Raw genomic sequence first — 21,871 nt, 5'->3', positions numbered from 1 at the left:
GTTATTTGCTCATATTGCCCAGATTGGCGATGCCCTGCGCCGAAGGTCCGACCAGAATGATCAGCAGCGGCGGCACCGTAAGGGTCATTGTGGCAAGGGTCATTTTGGTTGGCAACTTGTTTGCGGCCTCTTCGGCGCGCATCACCCGTTTGTCCCGCATTTCGCCAGCATAGACCCGCAGTGCCTCAGCAATCGAGGTGCCGAAGGTGGCCGATTGGATCATCACGGTGACAAAGGATGACACATCCTGCACGCCGCAACGGGTGCCCATGTCGCGCATGACCTTGTCTTTGTCCTTACCGGCTTTCATCTCCTGGGCGACAACGTCGAATTCCTCCGCCAGAGCAGGGTAGGAGGCATGGAGTTCCTTGGCGACGCGCACGATGGCCTGATCCAGCGACTGGCCTGCCTCAACACAGACCAGCATCATGTCGAGCGCATCGGGGAAACCGGAGGTGATCTCTTGTTTGCGCTCTTCGATGCGGCGGGTGATCCAGTATTTCGGCAGCATATAGGCGGCGGCACCGGGGCCGATGATGCGGATCACCATCTGCTGGCTGTCATACTCCATGTCCGCATTCAGCACGTAGACATAGAACAGGCCCAAGGCGAGACCGATCAGCCCCAGCGCGAACTGGGCAAAGTGGAAGAAGCGCACCGAATCCTTGGACTGGTAGCCGGCCTGACGCAGTTTCAGCTCCATCTTGGAGAGTTCGGCGGCGTCCTGTGGTTCCAGAAAGGAGGCGAATTTTTGCAGCTGTTCGTTGCGATCGGCCTGCCGCAGGCGTTCCTTTTTGGGTTTGGTCTGGGTGCTGGCCGACATGCTTTTTTGCAGCTTTTTCAGCGGATCCTCAGGCTGGTTCAGCAGCAGCGGGATCGCCAGCAGGATCATGAAGAGGCCGATCAGCCCAACCACCAGAAGCGGGCCGAAGGGGCCGAGGTGTGTCACTAGCAGGTCATTGATATCGCTTAGGGATGTCATGGGTTTTGCCTCACACCTTGATGTTTGTCAGCATGCGCATGACAAAGAGATTGACGGTCAGCATGGCGCCGACAACAAAGCAGGCGGGGATGAACCAGGGATGGTCTATCACGCTGTCATAATAGCCGGGATCCTTGGCCAGAATGCCGCCCAGACAGAACAGCGGAAAGCCGGAAAGGAACTTGCCGGACCACTGCGCCTCGGCGGTGATGGCCTTTACACGGCGGAACAGGCGGAAGCGGGCGCGGATCACCTTGGCCAGACCGGCCAGCACCTCGGCGAGGTTACCGCCCGATTGCTGCTGGATGGTCACCGCGACGGCGAGGAAGCGCATGTCCTGCATGTCCAGCCGTTCGGCCATTTCTTTCAGCGCCTCGCCCACATCGCGGCCATAAGCGCTTTCGTCGGCGATGACGCCAAATTCGGTGGCCAGCGGATCCTCGACCTCATTGGCGACGATCTGCACGGCGGAGGAAAACGGATGGCCGACGCGCAGGGAGCGCACCATCAGTTCGACCGCATCGGGCAGCTGTTCTTCGATCATGGCCATGCGTTTGGCGGCTTTTTTGTTGACCCAAAAGAACACGGCACCGACGCCGATGATCACCGAGGCCAGCAGGCGCAGCGGCAGTTCGGCGCTGGTGCCAACGCTGAGGCCAACGAAGGCGATGGCGGCGACGCCGCCCATGATCAGGATCAGCTGGCGCGGTGAGAAGGCGATGGCGGCCTTCTGCGCGCGTTCGGCCAGAAGAGAATAGAGCGGGATCGACTTGGTGCTCATGTGCTGGCGCATTTCCTTGCGCAGCTGTTCCAGCACCTGTTCGCGATTGCCGCCTTTGTCCATCATCTCCAGGCGGCGGTTGACGCGGCTGTTGAGGCTGATGGATTTGCCAAATGTCACCAGATAGAGACCTTCGACCAGCACCAAGACGCCGATGAAGATCAGACCATAGATGATTGGTTCTGCACTCAGTTGCATCAGCGCGCCTCCATCACGGTGGGTTCATAGATCGCGGACGGCAGATCATACCCCCAGAGGCGGAACCGCTCGGAGTAGTGGCTGCGCACGCCGGTGGCGGTGAAATGGCCGATGATCTTGTTCTCCGGCGTGAGGCCGACGCGCTGGAAGCGGAAGATTTCCTGCATGGAGATCACATCGCCTTCCATACCGGTGATTTCGGTGATGGAGGTCATGCGGCGGGAGCCGTCCTGCAGACGCGAGGCCTGCACGATGATGTTGACCGCGCTGGCGATCTGGCTGCGCACCGCCTTGATCGGCATTTCGATGCCGGCCATGGCGATCATGTTTTCCAGACGCGAGATACCGTCGCGGGCAGAGTTGGCGTGGATCGTGGTCATGGACCCGTCGTGGCCGGTGTTCATCGCCTGCAACATGTCGATGACCTCCTCGCCGCGGGTCTCGCCCACGATGATCCGGTCCGGGCGCATCCGCAGGGCGTTTTTCAGACAGTCGCGGGGGGAAACCTCACCGCGACCCTCGACGTTGGGCGGGCGGCTTTCCATCCGGCCCACATGGGTCTGTTGCAGCTGAAGTTCCGCTGTATCCTCGATGGTGAGGATGCGTTCGGCATTGTCGATGAAGGATGACAGCGCGTTGAGGGTGGTGGTTTTACCAGAGCCGGTACCACCGGAGACGATGACGTTCAGGCGGGTGGAGACAGCGGCCTGAAGATAGGCGGCCATCTCTTCGGTGAAGGCGCCGAAGTTGACCAGATCGTCAATGCCCAGCTTGTCCTTCTTGAATTTACGGATCGAGACCAGCGAGCCATCCACGGCCACCGGCGGCACCATCGCGTTAAAGCGCGAGCCGTCGGCGAGACGGGCGTCCACGTAAGGGTTGCTTTCATCGACGCGGCGGCCCACGGCGGAGACGATCTTGTCGATGATCCGCATCAGGTGCTTTTCATCCTTGAAGGTGACGTCCGACATTTGCAGCTTGCCGTCGCGCTCAACAAAGACCTGATGCGGACCGTTCACCAGAATATCGTTGACGGTGTCGTCCTGAAGCAGGGTTTCCAGTGGGCCCAGGCCGGTGACCTCGTCATAGAGTTCCTTGGTCAGGGTCTGGCGGTCCTCACGGTTGAGAACGATGCCTTTCTCCTCAAGAATTTCGGTGGCGATAGAGGAAATCTCGGCACGCAGCTCGGCCTCGCTGGCGCGTTCCAATGCCGCGAGATTCAGATTGTCCAGCAGCTCTCGGTGCAGCTGGATCTTGATCTCGCCCATCCGCTCCTTGCGCTTGCGTTCCTTGTCTCCGGGCGCGGCCTCTGCGGCCTTGCCACTTGTCGGTTTGCGCATGGATGCCGCCGGAGACGCCGCTGGGGCAGGGGCTTTTTTCGGGCCGGCCACGGGGGTCGATTGCGCGACAGCGCGCGGCGTGGCGGATTGTTTTTTGTACTTGGAGAACATGGAAAGAACGCCCCTGGTTAAATCTGGGTTCAGGCCGCAGCCGCGTCGCTTTGACCAAGGTCATGCAACGATTGGGCCAGTTTCAGAATTTCCTTGCGCAGCGGGTTCTTGGCGGTCGAATTGGCCAAGGGGGTGCCATGATCGCAGGCCTGCGCAACCTGTTTGCCGCCATCGGGCAGTTGCAGGTCTATGGAAATGCCCAAGGATTCCGCCATGCGTTTCACGCGGCTCTTGCCGCTTAGGTCCGTAAATTTCGGGGCCCGGTTCAGCGCAAACCGCAGTTTTTCAAACGGCAGGTCCTCGGATTGCAGCGCCCGTTTCAGGCGCAGCGCATTCTGCGCCGACCGCATGTCCAGCTCCACCATGGAGAAGTATACATGCGCCATATTCAGAACGGTCTCGGACCATTGCACCAGTGTGTGGGGCATGTCGATGACCACAAAATCAAAATGGCTGCGCGCCAGCGTCACCACCCGTTCGATGTCTTCGGGTGTGATGAACTCCAGCGGAATCATATCCACGGGGGCGGTCAGCACTTGTAGCTTGTCCTCATAGGTGACCAACGCCTGACCAAAGATGTCTTCGTCGAGATTTTCCGTCTCGCTCAGCATTTCCATCACCACCTCGCGGCGGGGCAGGTCAAGATAGGTCGCAACCGATCCATATTGCAGATCGAAATCGAGGAGACAGACACGGGGTGTCTCGCTGGTGGAGAGCTGTGCCAGTTCCCAGGCGAGATTTACGGCCAGCGTGGTCGAGCCGCTGCCACCGGCAAGACCATGACAGACAATGACCGCGCCATCGCGCTGGCTGCCGGTCTTGAGGGCGTGCTGGGGTTCGGCAGTGCGCTCTGCCTCGGCCAGGCGCAGCCGTTCGATGGCGGCTTGCAGCTCACCCTCGGGCAGCGGATAGGGGATGAATTCGTCTGCACCCTGACGCAGCAAGTTGTGTAGGGCTGCCGGGGTCACGTCCTCGGCGATCAAGATCACCTTAATATTGCGGGATTTTGCCTCGGTGATGATGGTGCCCATCAGCGGCAGGTTGTCCTCGTCGCCGCTGTCCAGGGCGAGGGCGACAAACTCCAGCGCCTCGGCTTCGCTTTGGTTGAAGAAGGCGAGCGCTTCGTTAAAGCCAAGGTCGCCCCAGGATTCCCCCATCACGGCTTCCATGTCTTCGATCAGAAGGTCGAAGTTCTGCACATCCCGACTGATCGTACAGGCAACAATCGCATTCACTTCTGTCTGCGGCATTCCGCTGCTCATCACCGTTATCCTTCTCTCGGGGCGTGTCGCCATGTGGCCGGTCACGCAAGTACATGCATCCGGCATTTGGACACACATTACCTCTTGAGAACAATGTCGGGGAAGATCTGGGCGAGATTGGGGCCAAGGCCGCCCATTTGTGGGGTATTCTTAATGAGGGCTAAACAGGGTTAACTGTAGTTATCCCTGTTTAGCCACGCTTATTCGAGCGTTGTTTTGATTGAGCGTTCGCTGGTCAGCGAGGTCCGCGGTACGGCGCTTTCGATGTATTCTCGGTAGATGACCTGTGCGTATTTTCCATCCAAAACAGTGGGATGACGCTTTAGGAAGCCGCTGACCTCGGTCACGGTGCGTCGGTTGCGGCGTTCGCGGTCAGACGTCGGAATCAGGGGCTGAGTCTCGCCGAAGGAGACGACAGCCTGCAGGCGGCTGCGGCTGATGCCGCGCGACACAAGATAGTTTACTGCCGCGCGGGCGCGGCGGAGGCCAAGTGATTTGTTGTAACTGGCAGAGCCGACGGCGTCGGTATGGCCAAAGACACGGAATCGCACCTCGGGGAACTGCCGGATCCAATGAGCCTGCTGATCCAGCACGGCACGGGCGTTGCCATCCAGCTGGGCGCTGTCAAAGGCAAAGGTGATGGTGGTCGGCACTTCCTCGGCAAAACGGGTCGCCAGCTGGATCGCGAAATCCCGTTCGCCCGCCATTACAGCTGCGTTGGAATTGGTGGCATTGCCAAAGACCGAGCGATCCAGCGGTTCGCCGGCTTCATATTCACAGGCGGCCGCTGTCAGGGACAGGCCAATCAGTGCTGCGTATTTGATCATCTGCCCCATATCCCTCTGCTCAATCCATCACATAGCCGTAAGAGCCGTTGAAGTCCTGCTTGGCAACTTCGCTGGCGGGGCCTTTTTGGCCCTTGGCAACCCGGCCCATCAGGAACAATTCGCTCTCGCTTGGGGGACGGATACGGTCGGTGGGCAGGCTTAGCGCCTCGCCGCGTGTCGGCGTCACCAGATGGGCGCTGACGATGATCACCAGTTCGGTCTGCGCGCGCTGGTAGTTGGCGCTGCGGAACAGCGAGCCCAGCACCGGCACATCGCCGATCCAGGGCAGCTGCGAGGAGCTGTCGCGGAATTCATCGCGGATCAGACCAGCGATTGCAAAGCTCTCACCATCTCGTAGCTCCACGGTGGTAGAGGTCTCGCGCCGCGAGAAAGCAGCGATGCTGAGGCCATTCAGTTCAATCGAATTGGTGGGGTCAATGGCCGAAACCGCAGCCTTCATTTCGAGATTGATAACATCGGCATCCACCACCCGTGGCACAAAGTTCAGTTCGATCCCGAAAGGTTTGAACTCAATTGTAATGATGCCGTCTTCCTGTGCGACGGGGATGGGATATTCGCCCCCGGCGAGGAATTTGGCCTCTTGGCCGGACAGGGCAGAGAGATTGGGTTCGGCCAGCGTGCGGACGACGCCCTTCTGTTCCAACGCCTCCAGCAGGAGGTTCACCTGAAAGGCCCCGGCGTTGAACCCAAAGACAAAGGCGCCGGTGTTGTCGTTGCCAGCAGGGATATTGCCGGACAGGCTGTTTGTCAGCGCGCCCTGGGTGTTGAGGGTGCTGGTGCCGCCATTGACGCCGACACTGTTGCCACCCTTCACCCCCAGCGAGGCGCTGAGCGATTTCGAGACGGTGCGTTGCATTTCTGCAAAGCGCACCTTGAGCATGACCTGTTGCACACCGCCCACAGACATCAGGTTGCTGACCCGTTCGGGGGCGTAGCGTTCGGCCAGGTCCAATGCACGTTGCAGACGAGAGGAGCTGGACACAACACCGGACAGCACGATGCCGTCATTGGCGGTACGCACTTCAATCTTTTCGCCGGGCAGGATCTGCCGCAGGCGTTCCTTGAACTCGCTGACATCAGCGGCGACGCGGACATCGACATTGGTGATCAAACGGCCAGAGGCATCCAGCAGGGTCAGCGTCGTCAGACCCGGCGATTTGCCCAATACGTAGATGGTGCGATCCGAAAGCGAGGAGATATCGGCGATGCTGGGGTTTGCGATGCTGAGTTCAGAGAAGGGCACGTCGCTTTCGACCACCACCGCCCGGTTCATCGGCACCTCAAGATTGGCGGCGGTGCCCTTTTTGACCACGCGCAAGCCATTCGCCCAGGCCGCATCTGCAACCGGGAAACACACCAGCGAAAGCCCCGTCAGGGCCGCCGCAACATACCGTCTAAAAGCCATGTGACCTGCCTTTCCGATCACGCCTCAATACTGGGTCTTTTTGCCCATTCTTTGCGCCACTCTGCGCGCATCGGCGAATTTTTGCAAGAATCAAAGGCTTCCGGGGTGCAGCTACACCGGTTCACCTGTGGGGTGTTGGCAACAATCACGCAAAAACACCGCCCACGGACGGGCGGTGTTTGATATGTCATCCATCTGAAAACTTTGCAGGAAACCCATGCGACGGGTCAGTTTGTGCAGGGGATCGGAATTTCGACCACCTCGGCACCACGACGGGTGCGGATGGTGCAGACTTTTTCTTGTTCGATCTGTTGCGGGGCCTCAATGGCGCCAAGGCCCAAAAGGCTCCGCTGATCGACCTCAATCACCGAGGCAACTGTGTCATCGCCCGCGCCCACCAGAGCAAGGGACAACCGGCCAGTGGTCTGGGCCTGCGCAAGGGCTGCGACCTGTTCGGGGCGCACTGCGGCGGTGACCGTCCGGGCGATGACCGCGCCGTCAAGATTTCCACCGGCGCTTTGGTCGACGGCAATCAATTCGATATTGGTTTGGATCAGACGGGTGAATTCGCCGTTGCGACCCCCGCTTTGGTCCTGCACCGAACCGGTCCAGTAGACATCCACATGGTCACCGGGACGCAGAAAGCCGGACACGCCAGAGGACACATCAACCCGGATTGCAAAGGCACGCATGCCTTTGGCCAGACGCGAAGTGATGCCTGCGTCTTCACCGGGTTTTGTAACTTTGACGGCGAGGATTGCCTCGTCTTTTTCCATACGGCGCAGCACCACGCGAAGATCATCGGGGTATTGCGGCGGAAACAGCGCATCCATGGTCAGAAACGCGCCTTCGGGAATGGCGTTTTCAGGCCAGCGCACGGACCGCACGCTGTCTCGGGTCAGACGTTCGCCATACTTCAGCTGATCGTTGGCGATAAAGACATCGACCAGCGGAATATTCTCTCCCCGCGAGGCGCGCTCACGGGCGAGTTCGTTTTGGTAAGCGGTGATATAGTTCTTGGCCATCATCACAGCCCCCCCGGCGAGGGCGACTCCGACAATGAGGACAAGTCCGAATACTGCACGCATAATGATACCTCTCATCAGTTGCAGCCGGCGTTGCGGATGCAACACCGGTGCCTGGGTCGATCAAACCGTTGCCTGAACCGGGCATTCTGACCCGTTGCTGCCATCACCGCCCATAGGGCAGGCGGCCAAGACGTCGCGGTGCGGCGTCCTGATCAGCTGAATGACCAATTGGTCATATAGGCTGCCAGCATGTCGGCCAGTCCCAATGCGCCATCCTCCATCGAGGCGGCGATGAGAACAACCAAGCCGACGATCGCAGCGGTCAGAACCACCCAGTCAACGGTGACTGCGCCGTCGTCTCTGGCAATAAAATGCTTGAACGTGTTCATAGTGGACCTCGCTAACCGAAGGTTCCTTGGGCAAAGGGCCGCGCCTTAGGCAAAAGGCGCGGCCCTCAAACTCTTCAGGTCAAAAGCGACTTAGGAGTCGGACGGACCTTTGGTGCCCATGTAGGAGCCGGTCGCGGATGTCAGGTTCGACGCGCCGGTTTCGATCGAGGTGTAAACAACACCTGCCAGAGCGGCCACAGCAGCGGTCAGAACAACCCAGTCAACGGTCACGGCGCCAGAGTCGTCTTTACGGAAGTTTTTGATGAATTTGATCATGGTTCGTCCCTCCAAAGGATCTAAAAAGTGTGTTTCGACCTTGCCGTACCTTTGTGAGCCTGCTCTCTCCTGCTCGGCTCTGTTCGACTTGGTGTGAAGCTATATAGCCAGCGGAGCGTGGCAGGATTTGGGCTGAAACACGGACTCATTTGCCCTACTTTAACTTTTCGCCAATGATTTGGGTAAGGTGCTGAATTGAAAGAGTTATTAATTTCACTTCTTATCAATATCCGTGGCTTTGGGGCGGCAGATCTTGGTAAATATGGCAAATCTGCCAGAATCTAGGCAGCAAAACTGGATTTTTGCCGCCGCTTCAGCGAGCCTCGGCGGCGAAAAACAGAGGCAGAGCAGCCCGATGAGTCTTTGGCGATCCATTTCTGGCCGTTTGGCCTGCCGTGCATTGGTGGGACAGCGGATAAAACTCCGAGTCGGCGGATGCGCTGCTGCGAGGCAGTGGTTGCGCAGTGGGGTGGCGATAATACTGGCCGTCTCAATCGCTGTCTGGGGTGGCGGTGCAGGAAAGAGCGGCGCGCAGGAAACAAGCAAGGCGGCTCCGGCGCCCTTCCCCAAATTTGAGGCAAAGCGGATACGGCCACCTAAACCAGGTGCCAAGCAGCGCATCACTATTCAAATCGAACCAACCGCGGTAGCGCCTACTGCGCCTGTGTCAGGGGAAGAGGCCCCGGCAACAGCGACACAGACGGGTCGCTATACCGGGTTCTGGCAAGACATCTCTGACAAACTGGCGGACAGCGGTCCGGGACGGCTTGCCCAAGCGCTGCGGGCGCTGGATGGGGACACCCCGGTGGCGGCGCCGCGTTTGCAGCTGTTGCAGGATATTGCCAGCGCGCGCGGTGTGCAGATCCTGACCGCCAGTGTGGGGACTGACGTCTCGCCCGCATTGGTATTGGCGGTGATCGCGGTGGAATCGGCTGGCAAGGCCGAGGCCATCAGCGGCGCGGGCGCGCAAGGATTGATGCAGCTGATGCCGGACACAGCGGCGCGGTTCGGAGTCAGTGACGCCCTGGACAGTGGCGAGAACATCGCGGGGGGCGTGAAATACCTCAACTGGCTGATGGGAGAGTTCAACCACGATCCGATTCTGGTGCTGGCAGGGTATAATGCAGGCGAGGGGTCCGTGCGCAGCCACGCGGGCGTGCCGCCCTTTGCTGAGACGCGCGATTACGTGCCCAAGGTGCTGGCGGCGTTTCAGGTGGCGCGCGGTCTGTGTATGACACCACCGGAACTGATCACCGATGGCTGTGTCTTTCGCCAGATGAAGTAGACGCAGATCTAGGGGATCTGAAACTCTCGCAGTCTTTCGGAAAATTGTCGTGACCTGACTGCCGGGATCATTTTTTCGCCCGATTTGGCTGATTTACGACGGGGGTATTCTACCTGAAGTAAATTATGGAGACAGGCATTGGATTTAGGGATTGATCCGACGGCATTGGCTGCGGGGTCACATGCGGTGACTGACAATATTGTCATGTTCGGCACCATCGCATTCGTTGGTTTTTTCGGGCGGCTGATCTTTGTGGCCTTTGGTCCGGGGCTGGCAAATGCCAATCCGCTCAGCAATTTTTCCGGCTATGGCCATATTCTGTTGGCGGTGGCGCTGTTTGCCGGTGCGCTGCATCTGTCGGGCAAGACGGTGAAGGCGCAGGTGCTGTTCAAGCGCCATCTCGTTGATCCGGTTGTTGTGACCGTGCTGGGACGCGACAGCTGCGATCTGGCCAGTGACAGCTATTGTGTGCTGGTGTTCGAAGAGAGCCGCGAGATGAGCGTCAACTGGTACGACAAACGCGTCTATATGTATGAGATCCTGAACCCGGCGGAATTGCCGTTGTGGTCTTCATTGCGGCCACGGGGGCGACCAAATTTGCCGCCACAAGATCAGCTTGCCGGCGTGTAGAATGAAAAAACGGCCCGTCAGATTGTCTGGCGGGCCGTTTCAATTGCGCGGTGTCTTACGGCAATCAGTTGATGATGGTCGCTTGTGTTGCGGCGCGCAGCTCATCCTCGCTGACGCCCTCGGCGGTCTCGACGATCTTCAGACCGCCTTCGACCACATCCAGCACGCCAAGGTTGGTGATGATGCGGTCTACGACGCCCTTGCCGGTCAGCGGCAGGGTGCAGTCTGTCAGCACCTTGCTGTCGCCGTGTTTGTTGGTGTGGTCCATGACCACAACCACACGGCCGACGCCTGCGACCAGATCCATCGCGCCGCCCATGCCTTTGACCAGCTTGCCGGGGATCATCCAGTTCGCCAGATCGCCGTTTTCGGCCACTTCCATCGCGCCGAGGATCGCCATGGCGATCTTGCCGCCGCGGATCATCGCGAAGGACTGCGCGCTGTCGAAATACGCGGTCTGGGGCAGTTCGGTGATGGTCTGCTTGCCGGCGTTGATTAGGTCGGCATCCTCTTCGCCCTCAATCGGGAAGGGCCCCATGCCCAGCATGCCGTTCTCTGATTGCAGCGTTACATTGACGCCTTCGGGGATGTGGTTGCTGACCAGCGTCGGAATGCCGATGCCAAGATTCACATACCAGCCGTCCTGCAGCTCCTGCGCCGCGCGGGCGGCCATTTGATTGCGGTCCCATGCCATGTCGCGGTCTCCTTACTGTGCTGCGGGGCGCGTGGTGCGCTGTTCGATGCGTTTCTCGTGATCGCCTTGAATGATGCGATGCACATAGATGCCGGGCAGGTGGATCGTATCCGGGTCGAGGCTGCCGACGGGGACGATTTCCTCAACCTCGGCAACGCAGATCTTGCCGCAGGTTGCGGCGGGCGCGTTAAAGTTGCGGGCGGTTTTACGGAACACCAGATTGCCGGTTTCATCCGCTTTCCAGGCCTTCACGATGGCGAGGTCAGCAAAGATGCCCTCTTCCATGATGTAGTCCTGCATGGCGCCATCAGGACCGGTGGGGAATTGCTTCTCCATCTTGCCCTCGGCAATCACGGTGCCCACGCCGGTTTTGGTGAAAAAGCCGGGAATGCCCGCACCGCCGGCGCGCATACGCTCGGCCAATGTGCCTTGCGGGTTGAATTCCAGCTCCAACTCGCCGGAGAGATATTGGCGCATGAATTCGGCGTTCTCCCCTACATAAGAGGAGATCATTTTCTTCACCTGCTTGGTTTGCAGCAGAATGCCGATGCCAAAATCATCGACGCCCGCATTGTTGGAGGCAAAGGTCAAATCCTTGGTGCCTGCGTCCTTGATCGCGTCAAGCAGCAGTTCCGGAATACCGCAGAGCCCGAACCCGCCTGCGGCGATGAACATGCCATCGTGCAGCAGACCGTCCAGCGCCTCGGCAGCGTTGGCATAAACCTTTTTCATATCCATCTCCCATGATCATCAGCAGGTTGGCAAAGTTCTGACGTCCGCCGGGGGCAGAGTCAACGATACGGAGAAAGACAGGTATTTCTACGGACGGGGGCGCAGGGCGCCGGATAGGGCGACACAGCACGCCGCGTCAGCGGCGCCATGCCCAACGGGTCGAGACCCGTCGCAAGACGGGGATGACCGGGCGGGAGTGTTTCGTTCAGGGGCGGGTTCAGGAGGCCGGGCGCGACGGTCACTGGTGTCAGACCAATGCCGTCGCGACAGATTCAAGGCAGCAAGCGGTCAGCCGTCGTCGCTGCTGGTCTCTGCCTTCTTTTTGGCAGCGGGTTTTTTCGCGGCGGTTTTCTTGGCCGGAGCCTTCTTCGCGGCTGCCTTCTTTGCCGGAGCCTTCTTTTTGGCACCGGATTTACCAGCCTTTTCGGTAATCAGCTGTACGGCCATCTCGACCGTGACATCCTTCGGCTCAACGTCCTTGGGCAGGGTGGCGTTCACCTTCTCCCATTTGACATAAGGCCCGTAACGCCCGTCCATGATGCTGATGGCGCCGCCGCTTTCGGGGTGATCGCCCAGCTCTTTCAGCGCTTTGGCCGCGGCGCGGCGTCCGCGACCGGGGTTGGCGCGTTTCTCGGCCAGCATTTCCACCGCACGGTTCATGCCAATCTCAAAGACGTCGAGCGTTTCCTTGAGGTTCACGTAAACCGGCTTTTCCTCGTCGGGTTTTTGATGCGCAATATAGGGGCCAAAGCGGCCCAGATTGGCCAGGACCACACCGCCTTCGGAATGGGCGCCAACCTCACGCGGAAGGGTGAGCAGAGTCACGGCCTGTTCCAGGCCAATCTCGTTCGGACCCCAGCCCGGCAGGAAATCCCGACCCTGCTTGGGCAGCGAGGAGCGTGGCGGTTTCTTGTTCTCTGGCGTGGCTTCGCCGCGTTGCACATAGGGACCGAAACGACCGGATTTCAGGTGAATTTCGTCACCCTCGTCTTCGCCCAGAACCTTTTCATAACCTTCGGCACCTTCGCCCGCGATGGGGCGGGTGTAGTTGCATTCGGGGTAGTTGCCGCAGCCGACAAACCCGCCTGTGCGCGATGTCTTGAGGTGCAGCTGGCCTGCACCGCATTTGGGGCAGATGCGCGGATCGGACCCATCTTCGCGTGGCGGGTAGAGCTGCGGTGCCAAGGCGTCATCCAGCACATCCAGCACTTCGGTGATGCGCAGATCGGAGGTTTCAGAGATTGCGGCAGAGAAGTCGCGCCAGAACTTGCTCAGGATATCCTTGTAGTCGCGCTGGCCGGCGCTGACGTCATCCAGCTCGCCTTCCAGATTGGCGGTGAATTCATAACCGACATAGGTGCGGAAGAAATTCAGCAGGAAGATGGTGACGATGCGGCCTTTGTCCTCGGGGAACAGGCGGTTCTTGTCCTTGCGGACATATTCGCGATCCTGAATCGTGGTGATCACAGAGGCGTAGGTCGAAGGGCGGCCAATGCCCAGCTCTTCCATGCGTTTGACCAATGTCGCCTCGGTAAAGCGGGGTGGCGGCTGGGTGTGGTGTTGCAGGCCCAGAACCGCCTTGTCATCTGACAGGATAGCGGCACCGGCATCGGCCTTGTCCGCCTGAGCGGTGAGCGACGCTGCAAATTTCAGCGCCTCACCCTGCATGATCTGCGGCAGGCGTTTGTCGTCTTCATCAACAACATCGTCGCGGCCCTCTTCATAGACCCGCAGGAAGCCGTCGAACAACATCACCTGACCGGTGGCGCGCAGCACCACCTGACCGTCATTTGATCCGATATCAACCGTGGTGCGCTCCAGCCGTGCACCCTCCATCTGACAGGCAAGGGTGCGTTTCCAGATCAGGTCATAAAGTTTGCGCTGATCATCTTCTGAGACTTTCAGGCTTTTGGCGTCGCGTCCCATTTCGGTGGGGCGGATACATTCATGCGCCTCTTGTGCGTTCTTGGCCTTGTTCTTGTAGATGCGCGGCGATCCCGGCACGTATTCGCTACCATAGCGGTTTGCGATTTCGGCGCGGGCTTCCTGGACGGCCTCTGGCGCCATGTCGATGCCGTCGGTTCGCATATAGGTGATGTAGCCGGCCTCATAGAGACGCTGTGCGGCGTTCATACACTGCTTGGCACCCATACCGAATTTACGGCTGGCTTCCTGTTGCAGGGTCGATGTCATAAACGGCGCGGAGGGGTTGCGGGAGGCGGGTTTTGCCTCAACCGATTGCACCACCATATCGCGGCTGGCGACCGCCTGAACGGCCAGTTCGGCTGCGGTGGAGTTGGCAAGGCTGTACTTGTCCAGCTTATCGCCGCCCAATACTGTCAGACGGGCTTCGAATTCCTGCCCGCGCGGCGTCGCGAGGCTGGCCTTTACGGACCAGTATTCCTGCGGATTGAAGGCTTCGATTTCCAGTTCCCGCTCAACGATCAGGCGCAGGCAAACCGATTGCACCCGCCCGGCAGAGCGGGCGCCGGGCAGCTTGCGCCACAACACCGGCGACAGGTTGAACCCGACAAGGTAGTCCAGCGCGCGACGGGCCAGATAGGCCTCGACCAGCGGCATGTCCACCTGGCGAGGGTTCTTCATCGCCTCGGCCACGGCTTCCTTGGTAATCGCGTTGAAGGTCACGCGGCTGACGGCGGTGTCCTTCTTGATCGAACGGCGCTTGGTCAGCGCCTCTTGCAGGTGCCAACTGATCGCCTCGCCTTCGCGATCAGGGTCAGTTGCGAGGATCAATGCGTTGTCGTCTTTGAGCGCGTCGGCGATGGCCTTAACGTGTTTGCGGCTGTCCGCGCCGATTTCCCAAGTCATTGCAAAATCGTCTTCGGTGTCGACAGAACCGTCTTTGGGCGGCAAATCCCGGACGTGGCCATAGGATGCCAGAACCGTGTAGTCAGAGCCGAGATATTTGTTGATTGTCTTGGCTTTAGCTGGGGATTCTACAACAACAACGGGCATAAATTCGTAAACCTCTATGGGGCGGATTGCGGGCGCTCTATGGCGGGGCAACATGTGGGGTGCAAGGGGAGATTGTCAATCCAGCTTCGATTGACTGCGCGCTGTTGCGTCAATCAGCGCAGGGTTTTGGGCGCGGGCCCAATGGTTGACGATAGGGGCGAGGCGGGCGCGAATTCCCCGCGGATCAGCAGGCCGCCCGGTTCGCGGGCCACCGCGCCGGACATCTCCAGATCGGTCAGTACAGGCGACAAATCGCGCGATGTGACCGCAAGATCTCGGATCAATTGATCTTCGGCGGTGGGCGAGGGGCCAAGCCGGTCGAGGATGCGCTGGTGCAGCGCGGCGGTGTCGCGCAGGCTGCGCCGTTCGGGCGGTGGCGGCGGCAAATCGGCAAGCGTCTGAGCAGGCGCTGTCATCAAGGCGGCTTGTTTGTCCTCTACGATGCGATCCGACAGATCCATGGGGGGCAGCGCGTCGATCACATCCTGGGCGCTGCGCACCAGCTGGGCACCATCGCGGATCAGCATGTTGCAGCCTGCGGCGCGGGCATCAAAGGGATGGCCAGGCACCGCCATCACATCACGGCCCAGGTCCAGCGCATCGCGCGCAGTGATCAGCGAGCCTGATTTCGCGGCACCTTCGACCACCACAACGGCCTGTGCAATGCCTGCAATGATGCGGTTTCGGGCGGGGAAGTGGCGCGCCTGTGGCGACAGTCCCGGCGGGTGTTCCGAAATCATCACACCCTTTTCGGCAATCTCGCCAGCCAGGCGCGTGTTTTCCGCCGGATAGATCACATCGACGCCTCCGGCCATGACCGCACAGGTGCCGGTGGGCACCGCAGCCATATGGGCGGCAGTATCTATGCCGCGCGCAAGGCCCGAGATCACGGTATAACCTGCCTCGCCCAGATCACGGGCGAGCGCACGCGCCATCCGCACCCCAAGCGAGGAGGCGTTGCGGGCCCCCACAATAGCGATGGTGGGTTGGGTCAGCCGCGCCAGATCGCCCACGGTCCACAGGATAGGCGGGGCGTCACGCAGATCAGTCAAGTATGGCGGGTAGCCTGCCTCATCAAAGCACAAAAGCCGCGCACCTGCGGCTTCTGCGGCCTTGATTTCGGCGAGTGCCGCATCGACAGAGCATATTTCATACCCTTTTACGCCAGCGGCGCGTGCCATTTCAGGCAACGCGGATAGCGCGTTCTGCGCTGATCCATATTTCGCGAGGAGACGGTGAAACGTCACCGCGCCAACACGTCTTGAGCGCAAAAGACGGAGCCAGGAAATCCGTGTATCTTCCGTGGTGGGTGGGAGTGGGGGGTGAGTGGAAGAATTTGCTTCTTCGGTCATCCTGTGCTCCGCCTTGTTGCAAGACTATGATTACGGCTTGAGTGGTTAACAGGTAATGAACATGAAGAATTAAAGGAAATATTTTAACAAACTCAACTCTAACTTATTCTACCGTAAGCGAAAAATTGTCGCTTTAAATTTTCGGGAAAAGATCATCGCAAAGGGGCGGCCGATGGCGGGTTGCTGTCAAACCGTAAAGCCAGCGAAAAACGCCGCCGAATCGGGCCTTTAGCGTTCAGGCAGCAATACGGCGGCGATTCTGATGTGCGAATCCCGCAAGCGGATTTCGCGAGGTGGCCAGGTGGCGGTGGCAGGGGATTTCAGGTTGCGGAACCACCAACCGTCAGCCCGCCCATCAGGACTGTGGGCTGTCCCACTCCGACAGGTACCCACTGGCCCTGCTTGCCACAATTGCCCATGCCGGGGTCCAGTGCCATGTCATTGCCAAGCGCGCGGATCTTGTTCAGCGCGGTGGCCCCATCGCCAATCAGCGTGGCACCTTTGACCGGCGCGCCGACCTTGCCGTCTTTCACGCGGTAGGCCTCGGTGCAGGAGAACACAAATTTGCCGTTGGTGATATCAACCTGACCGCCCCCAAAGCCTACGGCCCAGATGCCATCCTTGATGGAGGCAACCAAATCATCGGGGTTGGCATCACCGCCCAGCATATAAGTATTGGTCATCCGCGGCATCGGCGCATGCGCATAGCTTTCGCGGCGGCCATTACCGGTGCTGGCGACGCCCATCAGCCGGGCATTTTGACGGTCCTGCATAAATCCAACCAGTTTGCCGTCCTCGATCAGGGTGGTTTTCTGGCTGGGCGTGCCCTCGTCATCAATGGTGATAGAGCCGCGCCGATCCGGGATGGTGCCATCGTCCAGAACCGTGACGCCTTTGGCGGCGATCTGCTGGCCCATCAGCCCGGCAAAGGCCGAAGACCCCTTGCGGTTGAAATCGCCTTCTAACCCGTGGCCGATGGCCTCGTGCAGCAGAATGCCGGGCCAGCCGGGGCCAAGCACCACGTCCATCTCTCCGGCTGGGGCGGGCACGGCCTCGAGGTTGACGCAGGCGATGCGCAGCGCTTCGCGGACCTTGTTCTGCCAATCAGCGGGATCCACCAGACCGTCCAGCCCCACACGTCCGCCACCGCCAGCCGATCCGCCCTCGCGGCGGCCGTCCCGTTCGACGATCACCGACACATTCAGCCGGGTCATCGGGCGCACATCGCGCACGCGGGTGCCATCGGCGCGCAGGATCTCCACCTCTTGCAGAGAGGCCGCCAGCATTGCCGAGACCTGCACGACCCGCGAGTCCTGCGCACGGGCAAAGGCGTCAATCTCGCGCAGGGTTTCAACCTTGACGGCAAAGGGCATGGCGCCAATGGGGTCGTCGTCGGTATAAAGCCGGGTATTGGTGCGGATCGGGGGCGGGGCCATGGTGCCGCCGCCATCGCCGACCGCCAAACGCGCGGTTTCAGCAGCGCGTTTTAGCCCGGCGATAGAGACATCAGTGGAATGGGCGTATCCGGCGACCTCGCCGTTGACCGCACGCAGGCCAAATCCTTCGGCGGCATCATAGCTGGCATTGCGCAGCCGCCCGTCATCGAACACCAGCGCCTCCGATTTGCGCCGCTCGACAAAGATCTCTCCATCATCTGCCCCGGCCAGTGCCTGACGCAGCACCGCCAGGGCCTCGTCCTCGGGCAGGGTGGTTTCAAATGGGCGGAAGGCTGCGGTATCCATGGTTTGACCTCGGTTTTTTTGATCTAAATCAAGAAAGCGACGCTTTGACGCGAGCATTCCTCTTTAACTGCACGATGGAATATGATTTTTAGCAGCGTCAAAGACAACGGGTCCGGCGCGTTTTGTGGAATCAAAGTTTCGACATAGGACGTCGGCGCAGGAACAACTCGATCTACCGATCAACTGATCAGGACATGACATGAAGAACGCTTTGATGCTTTCAGGCCTTTTTTCGGGCCTTTCGAGCCTTCCAGCTATCGCGCAAGAAGGTCTGGAAACCATTGGTAAGCCGACCAACGGCGGCCTTGGCTTTCAGCCTGCAGCGACAGAGCTTGCCGAAGGTATCCATTCTCTGGACTGGATGATCTTGGTGATCATTACCGTCGTCTGTGTGTTCGTTGCCGGGCTGCTGCTCTATGCAATCCTGCGGTTCAACCGCCGGGCAAACCCGACTGCGGCCTCCTTTACCCACAATACGCCGATTGAAATTGCATGGACCGTGGTTCCGATTGTCATTCTGGTGTTCATCGGCTCCTTCTCGCTGCCGGAGCTGTTCCGTCAGCAGGAAATCCCCGAAGGTGACATCACCATCAAGGTGACCGGCTACCAGTGGTACTGGGGCTATGAGTATGTCGATCACGGCTTTGGATTTGACAGCTACTTGATAGGTAGTCCTGCTTCCCTAGATGAAGATGAGCGTGCAGAGGATGCTGATGTAACGCCCTTTGTTCTGGACGACGCCATGCGCAAAAAGCTGGTTGATGCCGGCTTCAATGAGGATGAATTCCTGCTTGCTACCACCACGTCAGTTGTCGTGCCCGTTGGCAAGACCGTCGTGATGCAGGTGACCGGTGCGGATGTGATCCACTCCTGGACCATCCCGGCCTTTGGCGTAAAGCAGGACGCGGTTCCTGGTCGTCTGGCGGAACTGTGGTTCAAGGCTGACAAGGAAGGCATCTACTTTGGTCAGTGTTCCGAGCTGTGCGGCAAGGACCATGCCTACATGCCGATCACTGTGAAAGTGGTCAGCCAAGAGGCCTATGACGCCTGGCTGGAAGGCGCGATCGAAGAATATGCCGGTCTGCCCCAGCCCTACCAGGTCGCCTCCAACTGAGCGATACGACCGGCGCTTGCCTTTGGGCAAGGGCCACCTAGCTATCACGTGAAAACGGATCGGGCCGCGCAGGTGATGCGGGCCCGCTTTCGCTAAAGACAGCTGATGATCAAAAGAGTGCACCATGACTGACGCAAGCATCAACGCAAGCACCGTCCAGCAGGGGGACGCGGAGTTCGGGGACTACTTTGCCCTGCTCAAACCGCGTGTGATGTCCCTTGTGGTGTTCACGGCGCTGGTTGGCCTGCTGGCCGCGCCGGTTGGTGTGCATCCGGTCATTGGTTTTAGCGCTATTTTGTTTATTGCCATCGGTGGTGGCGCTTCTGGCGCACTGAACATGTGGTGGGATGCGGATATTGACCGGGTGATGAAACGCACCAAAGGCCGTCCGATTCCCGCAGGCAAGGTCGAGGCGGGTGAGGCGCTGTCGCTGGGGCTGGCATTGTCAGGCCTGTCGGTGATCATGCTGGCGCTGGCGACCAATGTGTTTGCCGGGGCGTTCCTGGCCTTTACCATTTTCTTCTATGTGGTTGTCTATACCATGTGGCTGAAACGCGCGACGCCGCAGAACATCGTCATTGGTGGTGCTGCGGGGGCCTTTCCGCCGGTCATTGGCTGGATCGCCGCAACCGGCAGTATGGCGGTTGAACCCTGGCTGATGTTTGCCCTGACGTTCATGTGGACGCCGCCGCATTTCTGGGCACTGGCGCTGTTCATGCGCTCCGACTACGACGATGCGGGCGTGCCGATGCTGACCGTGACCCATGGTCGCCGCTCGACCCGCAAACATATCCTTGTCTACACGGGCCTTCTGGCGGTGCTGGCCGTCGGCACCGCATTTTCTGGCGTCGGTGGCCCGATCTATCTGATGGTGGCGCTGGTGCTGAACGCGCTGTTCTTGCATGGCGCGTGGAAGATTTCGCGCCGCGATGAAGACGACAGCGAGGCCGACAACTTCAAGGCTGAGCGCAGCTTCTTCAAGCTGTCGCTGCTGTATCTCTTCCTGCATTTTGGCGCGATCCTTGCTGAGGCGGTTCTGAAACCCTACGGATTGGGAGGCTGGTAATATGAGCCTGCGCAAAGAGCATGAGCTGCACCAGAGACGGAAGGGTCGCAACCTTGGCGTTGGGGTTCTGCTGGGGTCTTTTGTGGTGCTGGTTCTGGCGCTGACAATCGTCAAGGTCACATCGGCAGGGTTCAAATTCCCCAACACTGCCGCGGCTGTGGAACAGACCGAGGAACAGAACTGATGGCATTGCAGGGACCACAGAAAACCGTCGTACAGCTGGTTGGTGTTGTTGTCCTGATGGGCGGGCTCGCCTGGGCCTCGGTGCCATTCTACGACTGGTTCTGCCGGGTCACGGGCTTTGGTGGTGTGACGGGCGTTGCCGACAAGGGATCCGACACGGTTCTGGATCAAACCATCACCGTGCGCTTTGACGCCTCCAAAGAACGCGACATGCCGTGGGAGTTCACCCCGGTGGAGCGCGAGATGGAGATCAAGATCGGCGAGACGGGTCTGGCCTTCTACGAGGCCTACAACCCCACCGACCGCCCCGTTGCGGGTCAGGCGTCCTATAACGTGACGCCCTATTCTGCCGGGGCGTTCTTTGAGAAAATTGCCTGTTTCTGTTTTGAGGAGCAGGTGTTGCAACCGGGGGAGCGGGTGGAAATGCCTGTGACCTTTTTTGTCGATCCGGAAATTGTCGAGGATCGGGACGGAAAGTACGTGCATACGATCACGCTGTCGTACACATTCTACGAAATCGATCTGCCAGAAGGGTATGCCGCCCTTGAAACCGGTGATACAGCCGGGGCAGGCACAAATACGAACTAGGCCGCTTTGGTGAGGGACACTTAAATGGCGCACGCTAAAAATCACGACTATCATATTCTACCGCCGTCGATCTGGCCTCTGCTCAGCTCTGTCGGCGCATTTATCATGCTGTTTGGCGCGGTTCTGTGGATGCATGGCATCACAGCTTGGGCGTTCTGGGGCGGCCTCGTCATGGTTCTCTATGCAGCCTACGCTTGGTGGGCCGAAGTTGTGGCCGAGGCCCGTCAGGGGGACCACACAGCGGTTGTCCGCATTGGCCTGCGCTATGGGTTCATCCTGTTCGTCATGTCCGAGGTGATGTTCTTCTTCGCCTGGTTCTGGTCGTTCTTCAAACATGCGATCTACCCGATGGAGACCTATATCGGCACCGAGTACGTTGCGCCGAGCATTTATCCGGTTGATGCGTTCCACCTGCCGCTGATCAACACGCTGGTGCTGCTGTTGTCCGGCTGTGCGGTGACCTGGGCGCACCATGCGCTGGTGCACAACAACGACCGCAAGGCGCTTGTTCAGGGTCTGGCAATCGGTATCGTACTGGGTGTCTTTTTCACTGGTCTTCAGGCCTATGAATACATTCACCTACTGCACGAAGGCTGGGAATTTGGCGGCGATGAGTTCTATTCGAACTTCTTCATGGCCACCGGTTTCCACGGTTTCCACGTGGTTCTTGGCACCATCTTCCTGACGGTCTGTCTGATACGTGCGATGAAGGGCGACTTTACCCCCGAGCAGCACGTCGGTTTTGAGGCCGCTGCCTGGTACTGGCACTTTGTTGACGTGGTCTGGCTGTTCCTCTTTGTGGCGGTTTACGTCTGGGGCACCGCAGGTCTGGCGCACTAAGGCGCAGCCGAATTGTAAGGGGTACAGGTTTGTGGTTTCGAATCCCGAC

General features: G+C 59.5%; 21 protein-coding genes. 7 read left to right on the top strand and 14 right to left on the bottom strand.

From position 1 onward, the window contains the following. Window position 1: 1 nt before the first annotated feature. The 9 genes from PhaeoP97_RS13540 to PhaeoP97_RS13505 form a co-directional block, all read right to left on the bottom strand. Window positions 2-982, bottom strand: a complete 981-nt coding sequence (locus tag PhaeoP97_RS13540) for a type II secretion system F family protein (RefSeq protein WP_072505509.1) — start codon at window positions 980-982, stop codon at window positions 2-4. Between the two features lie 10 nt (window positions 983-992). Then, the gene (locus tag PhaeoP97_RS13535; RefSeq protein ID WP_072505508.1) at window positions 993-1,961 is read right to left on the bottom strand and encodes a type II secretion system F family protein; all 969 of its coding nucleotides are present in this window, start codon (window positions 1,959-1,961) and stop codon (window positions 993-995) included. Further along, on the bottom strand, window positions 1,961-3,412 hold the full coding sequence (locus PhaeoP97_RS13530) for a TadA family conjugal transfer-associated ATPase (RefSeq protein ID WP_072505507.1): 1,452 nt from the start codon (window positions 3,410-3,412) through the stop codon (window positions 1,961-1,963). Before PhaeoP97_RS13530 ends, PhaeoP97_RS13535 begins: the two co-directional genes overlap by 1 nt. Window positions 3,413-3,441: 29 nt before the next feature. Beyond that, window positions 3,442-4,674, bottom strand: a complete 1,233-nt coding sequence (locus PhaeoP97_RS13525; RefSeq protein ID WP_072505506.1) for a CpaE/TadZ family protein — start codon at window positions 4,672-4,674, stop codon at window positions 3,442-3,444. A gap of 200 nt (window positions 4,675-4,874) precedes the next feature. Further along, window positions 4,875-5,501 carry an OmpA family protein gene (locus PhaeoP97_RS13520; protein WP_072506483.1) on the bottom strand — a complete coding sequence of 209 codons (627 nt, stop codon included), beginning with the start codon at window positions 5,499-5,501 and terminating at the stop codon, window positions 4,875-4,877. A gap of 19 nt (window positions 5,502-5,520) precedes the next feature. After that, window positions 5,521-6,927: a type II and III secretion system protein family protein gene (locus tag PhaeoP97_RS13515; protein ID WP_072505505.1), complete on the bottom strand. Its 1,407-nt coding sequence runs from the start codon at window positions 6,925-6,927 to the stop codon at window positions 5,521-5,523. A 227-nt stretch (window positions 6,928-7,154) separates the two neighbouring features. Then, window positions 7,155-8,015, bottom strand: coding sequence for a Flp pilus assembly protein CpaB (gene cpaB / locus PhaeoP97_RS13510; protein WP_072505504.1), 861 nt, complete (start codon window positions 8,013-8,015; stop codon window positions 7,155-7,157). Between the two features lie 152 nt (window positions 8,016-8,167). Continuing rightward, a complete protein-coding gene (locus PhaeoP97_RS20445; protein ID WP_192849661.1) occupies window positions 8,168-8,344 on the bottom strand; it encodes a hypothetical protein in 177 nt (58 codons plus the stop codon). Window positions 8,345-8,434: 90 nt separating this feature from the next. Then, complete coding sequence (locus PhaeoP97_RS13505; protein ID WP_072505503.1) at window positions 8,435-8,620, bottom strand: hypothetical protein; 186 nt, start codon at window positions 8,618-8,620, stop codon at window positions 8,435-8,437. A 355-nt stretch (window positions 8,621-8,975) separates the two neighbouring features. On the opposite strand from PhaeoP97_RS13505, the gene PhaeoP97_RS13500 reads away from it, so the two are divergent. Together PhaeoP97_RS13500 and PhaeoP97_RS13495 are read left to right on the top strand one after the other, a co-directional pair. After that, a complete protein-coding gene (locus PhaeoP97_RS13500) occupies window positions 8,976-9,905 on the top strand; it encodes a lytic transglycosylase domain-containing protein (RefSeq protein WP_072506482.1) in 930 nt (309 codons plus the stop codon). Window positions 9,906-10,043: 138 nt separating this feature from the next. Then, window positions 10,044-10,535 carry a hypothetical protein gene (locus PhaeoP97_RS13495; RefSeq protein ID WP_072505502.1) on the top strand — a complete coding sequence of 164 codons (492 nt, stop codon included), beginning with the start codon at window positions 10,044-10,046 and terminating at the stop codon, window positions 10,533-10,535. A 64-nt stretch (window positions 10,536-10,599) separates the two neighbouring features. On the opposite strand, the gene PhaeoP97_RS13490 is transcribed toward PhaeoP97_RS13495, so the two are convergent. The 5 genes from PhaeoP97_RS13490 to tldD form a co-directional block, all read right to left on the bottom strand. Beyond that, entirely contained in the window at window positions 10,600-11,229 is a 630-nt protein-coding gene (locus PhaeoP97_RS13490; RefSeq protein WP_072505501.1) for a 3-oxoacid CoA-transferase subunit B, read from the bottom strand. A 12-nt stretch (window positions 11,230-11,241) separates the two neighbouring features. Further along, window positions 11,242-11,961: a CoA transferase subunit A gene (locus PhaeoP97_RS13485; protein ID WP_072506481.1), complete on the bottom strand. Its 720-nt coding sequence runs from the start codon at window positions 11,959-11,961 to the stop codon at window positions 11,242-11,244. 288 nt (window positions 11,962-12,249) lie between these two features. After that, window positions 12,250-14,937, bottom strand: a complete 2,688-nt coding sequence (gene topA, locus PhaeoP97_RS13480; RefSeq protein WP_072505500.1) for a type I DNA topoisomerase — start codon at window positions 14,935-14,937, stop codon at window positions 12,250-12,252. Window positions 14,938-15,050: 113 nt separating this feature from the next. Next, window positions 15,051-16,289: a DNA-processing protein DprA gene (dprA, locus tag PhaeoP97_RS13475; protein ID WP_072505499.1), complete on the bottom strand. Its 1,239-nt coding sequence runs from the start codon at window positions 16,287-16,289 to the stop codon at window positions 15,051-15,053. 320 nt (window positions 16,290-16,609) lie between these two features. Further along, window positions 16,610-18,031: a metalloprotease TldD gene (gene tldD / locus PhaeoP97_RS13470; protein WP_072505498.1), complete on the bottom strand. Its 1,422-nt coding sequence runs from the start codon at window positions 18,029-18,031 to the stop codon at window positions 16,610-16,612. A 199-nt stretch (window positions 18,032-18,230) separates the two neighbouring features. On the opposite strand from tldD, the gene coxB reads away from it, so the two are divergent. The 5 genes from coxB (at window position 18,231) to PhaeoP97_RS13445 (ending at window position 21,822) form a co-directional block, all read left to right on the top strand. Beyond that, the gene (gene coxB / locus PhaeoP97_RS13465) at window positions 18,231-19,145 is read left to right on the top strand and encodes a cytochrome c oxidase subunit II (protein WP_072505497.1); all 915 of its coding nucleotides are present in this window, start codon (window positions 18,231-18,233) and stop codon (window positions 19,143-19,145) included. A 124-nt stretch (window positions 19,146-19,269) separates the two neighbouring features. Continuing rightward, entirely contained in the window at window positions 19,270-20,211 is a 942-nt protein-coding gene (gene cyoE, locus PhaeoP97_RS13460) for a heme o synthase (RefSeq protein WP_072505496.1), read from the top strand. A gap of 1 nt (window position 20,212) precedes the next feature. Then, entirely contained in the window at window positions 20,213-20,395 is a 183-nt protein-coding gene (locus PhaeoP97_RS13455; RefSeq protein ID WP_072505495.1) for a cytochrome C oxidase assembly protein, read from the top strand. After that, complete coding sequence (locus PhaeoP97_RS13450) at window positions 20,395-20,982, top strand: cytochrome c oxidase assembly protein (protein WP_072505494.1); 588 nt, start codon at window positions 20,395-20,397, stop codon at window positions 20,980-20,982. Before PhaeoP97_RS13455 ends, PhaeoP97_RS13450 begins: the two co-directional genes overlap by 1 nt. A 24-nt stretch (window positions 20,983-21,006) precedes the next feature. Further along, a complete protein-coding gene (locus tag PhaeoP97_RS13445) occupies window positions 21,007-21,822 on the top strand; it encodes a cytochrome c oxidase subunit 3 (protein ID WP_072505493.1) in 816 nt (271 codons plus the stop codon). Window positions 21,823-21,871: the final 49 nt, after the last annotated feature.

It is taken from the genome of Phaeobacter porticola (assembly GCF_001888185.1).
Taxonomy (GTDB): domain Bacteria; phylum Pseudomonadota; class Alphaproteobacteria; order Rhodobacterales; family Rhodobacteraceae; genus Phaeobacter; species Phaeobacter porticola.
This window is presented reverse-complemented; position numbering and strand designations above follow the sequence as displayed.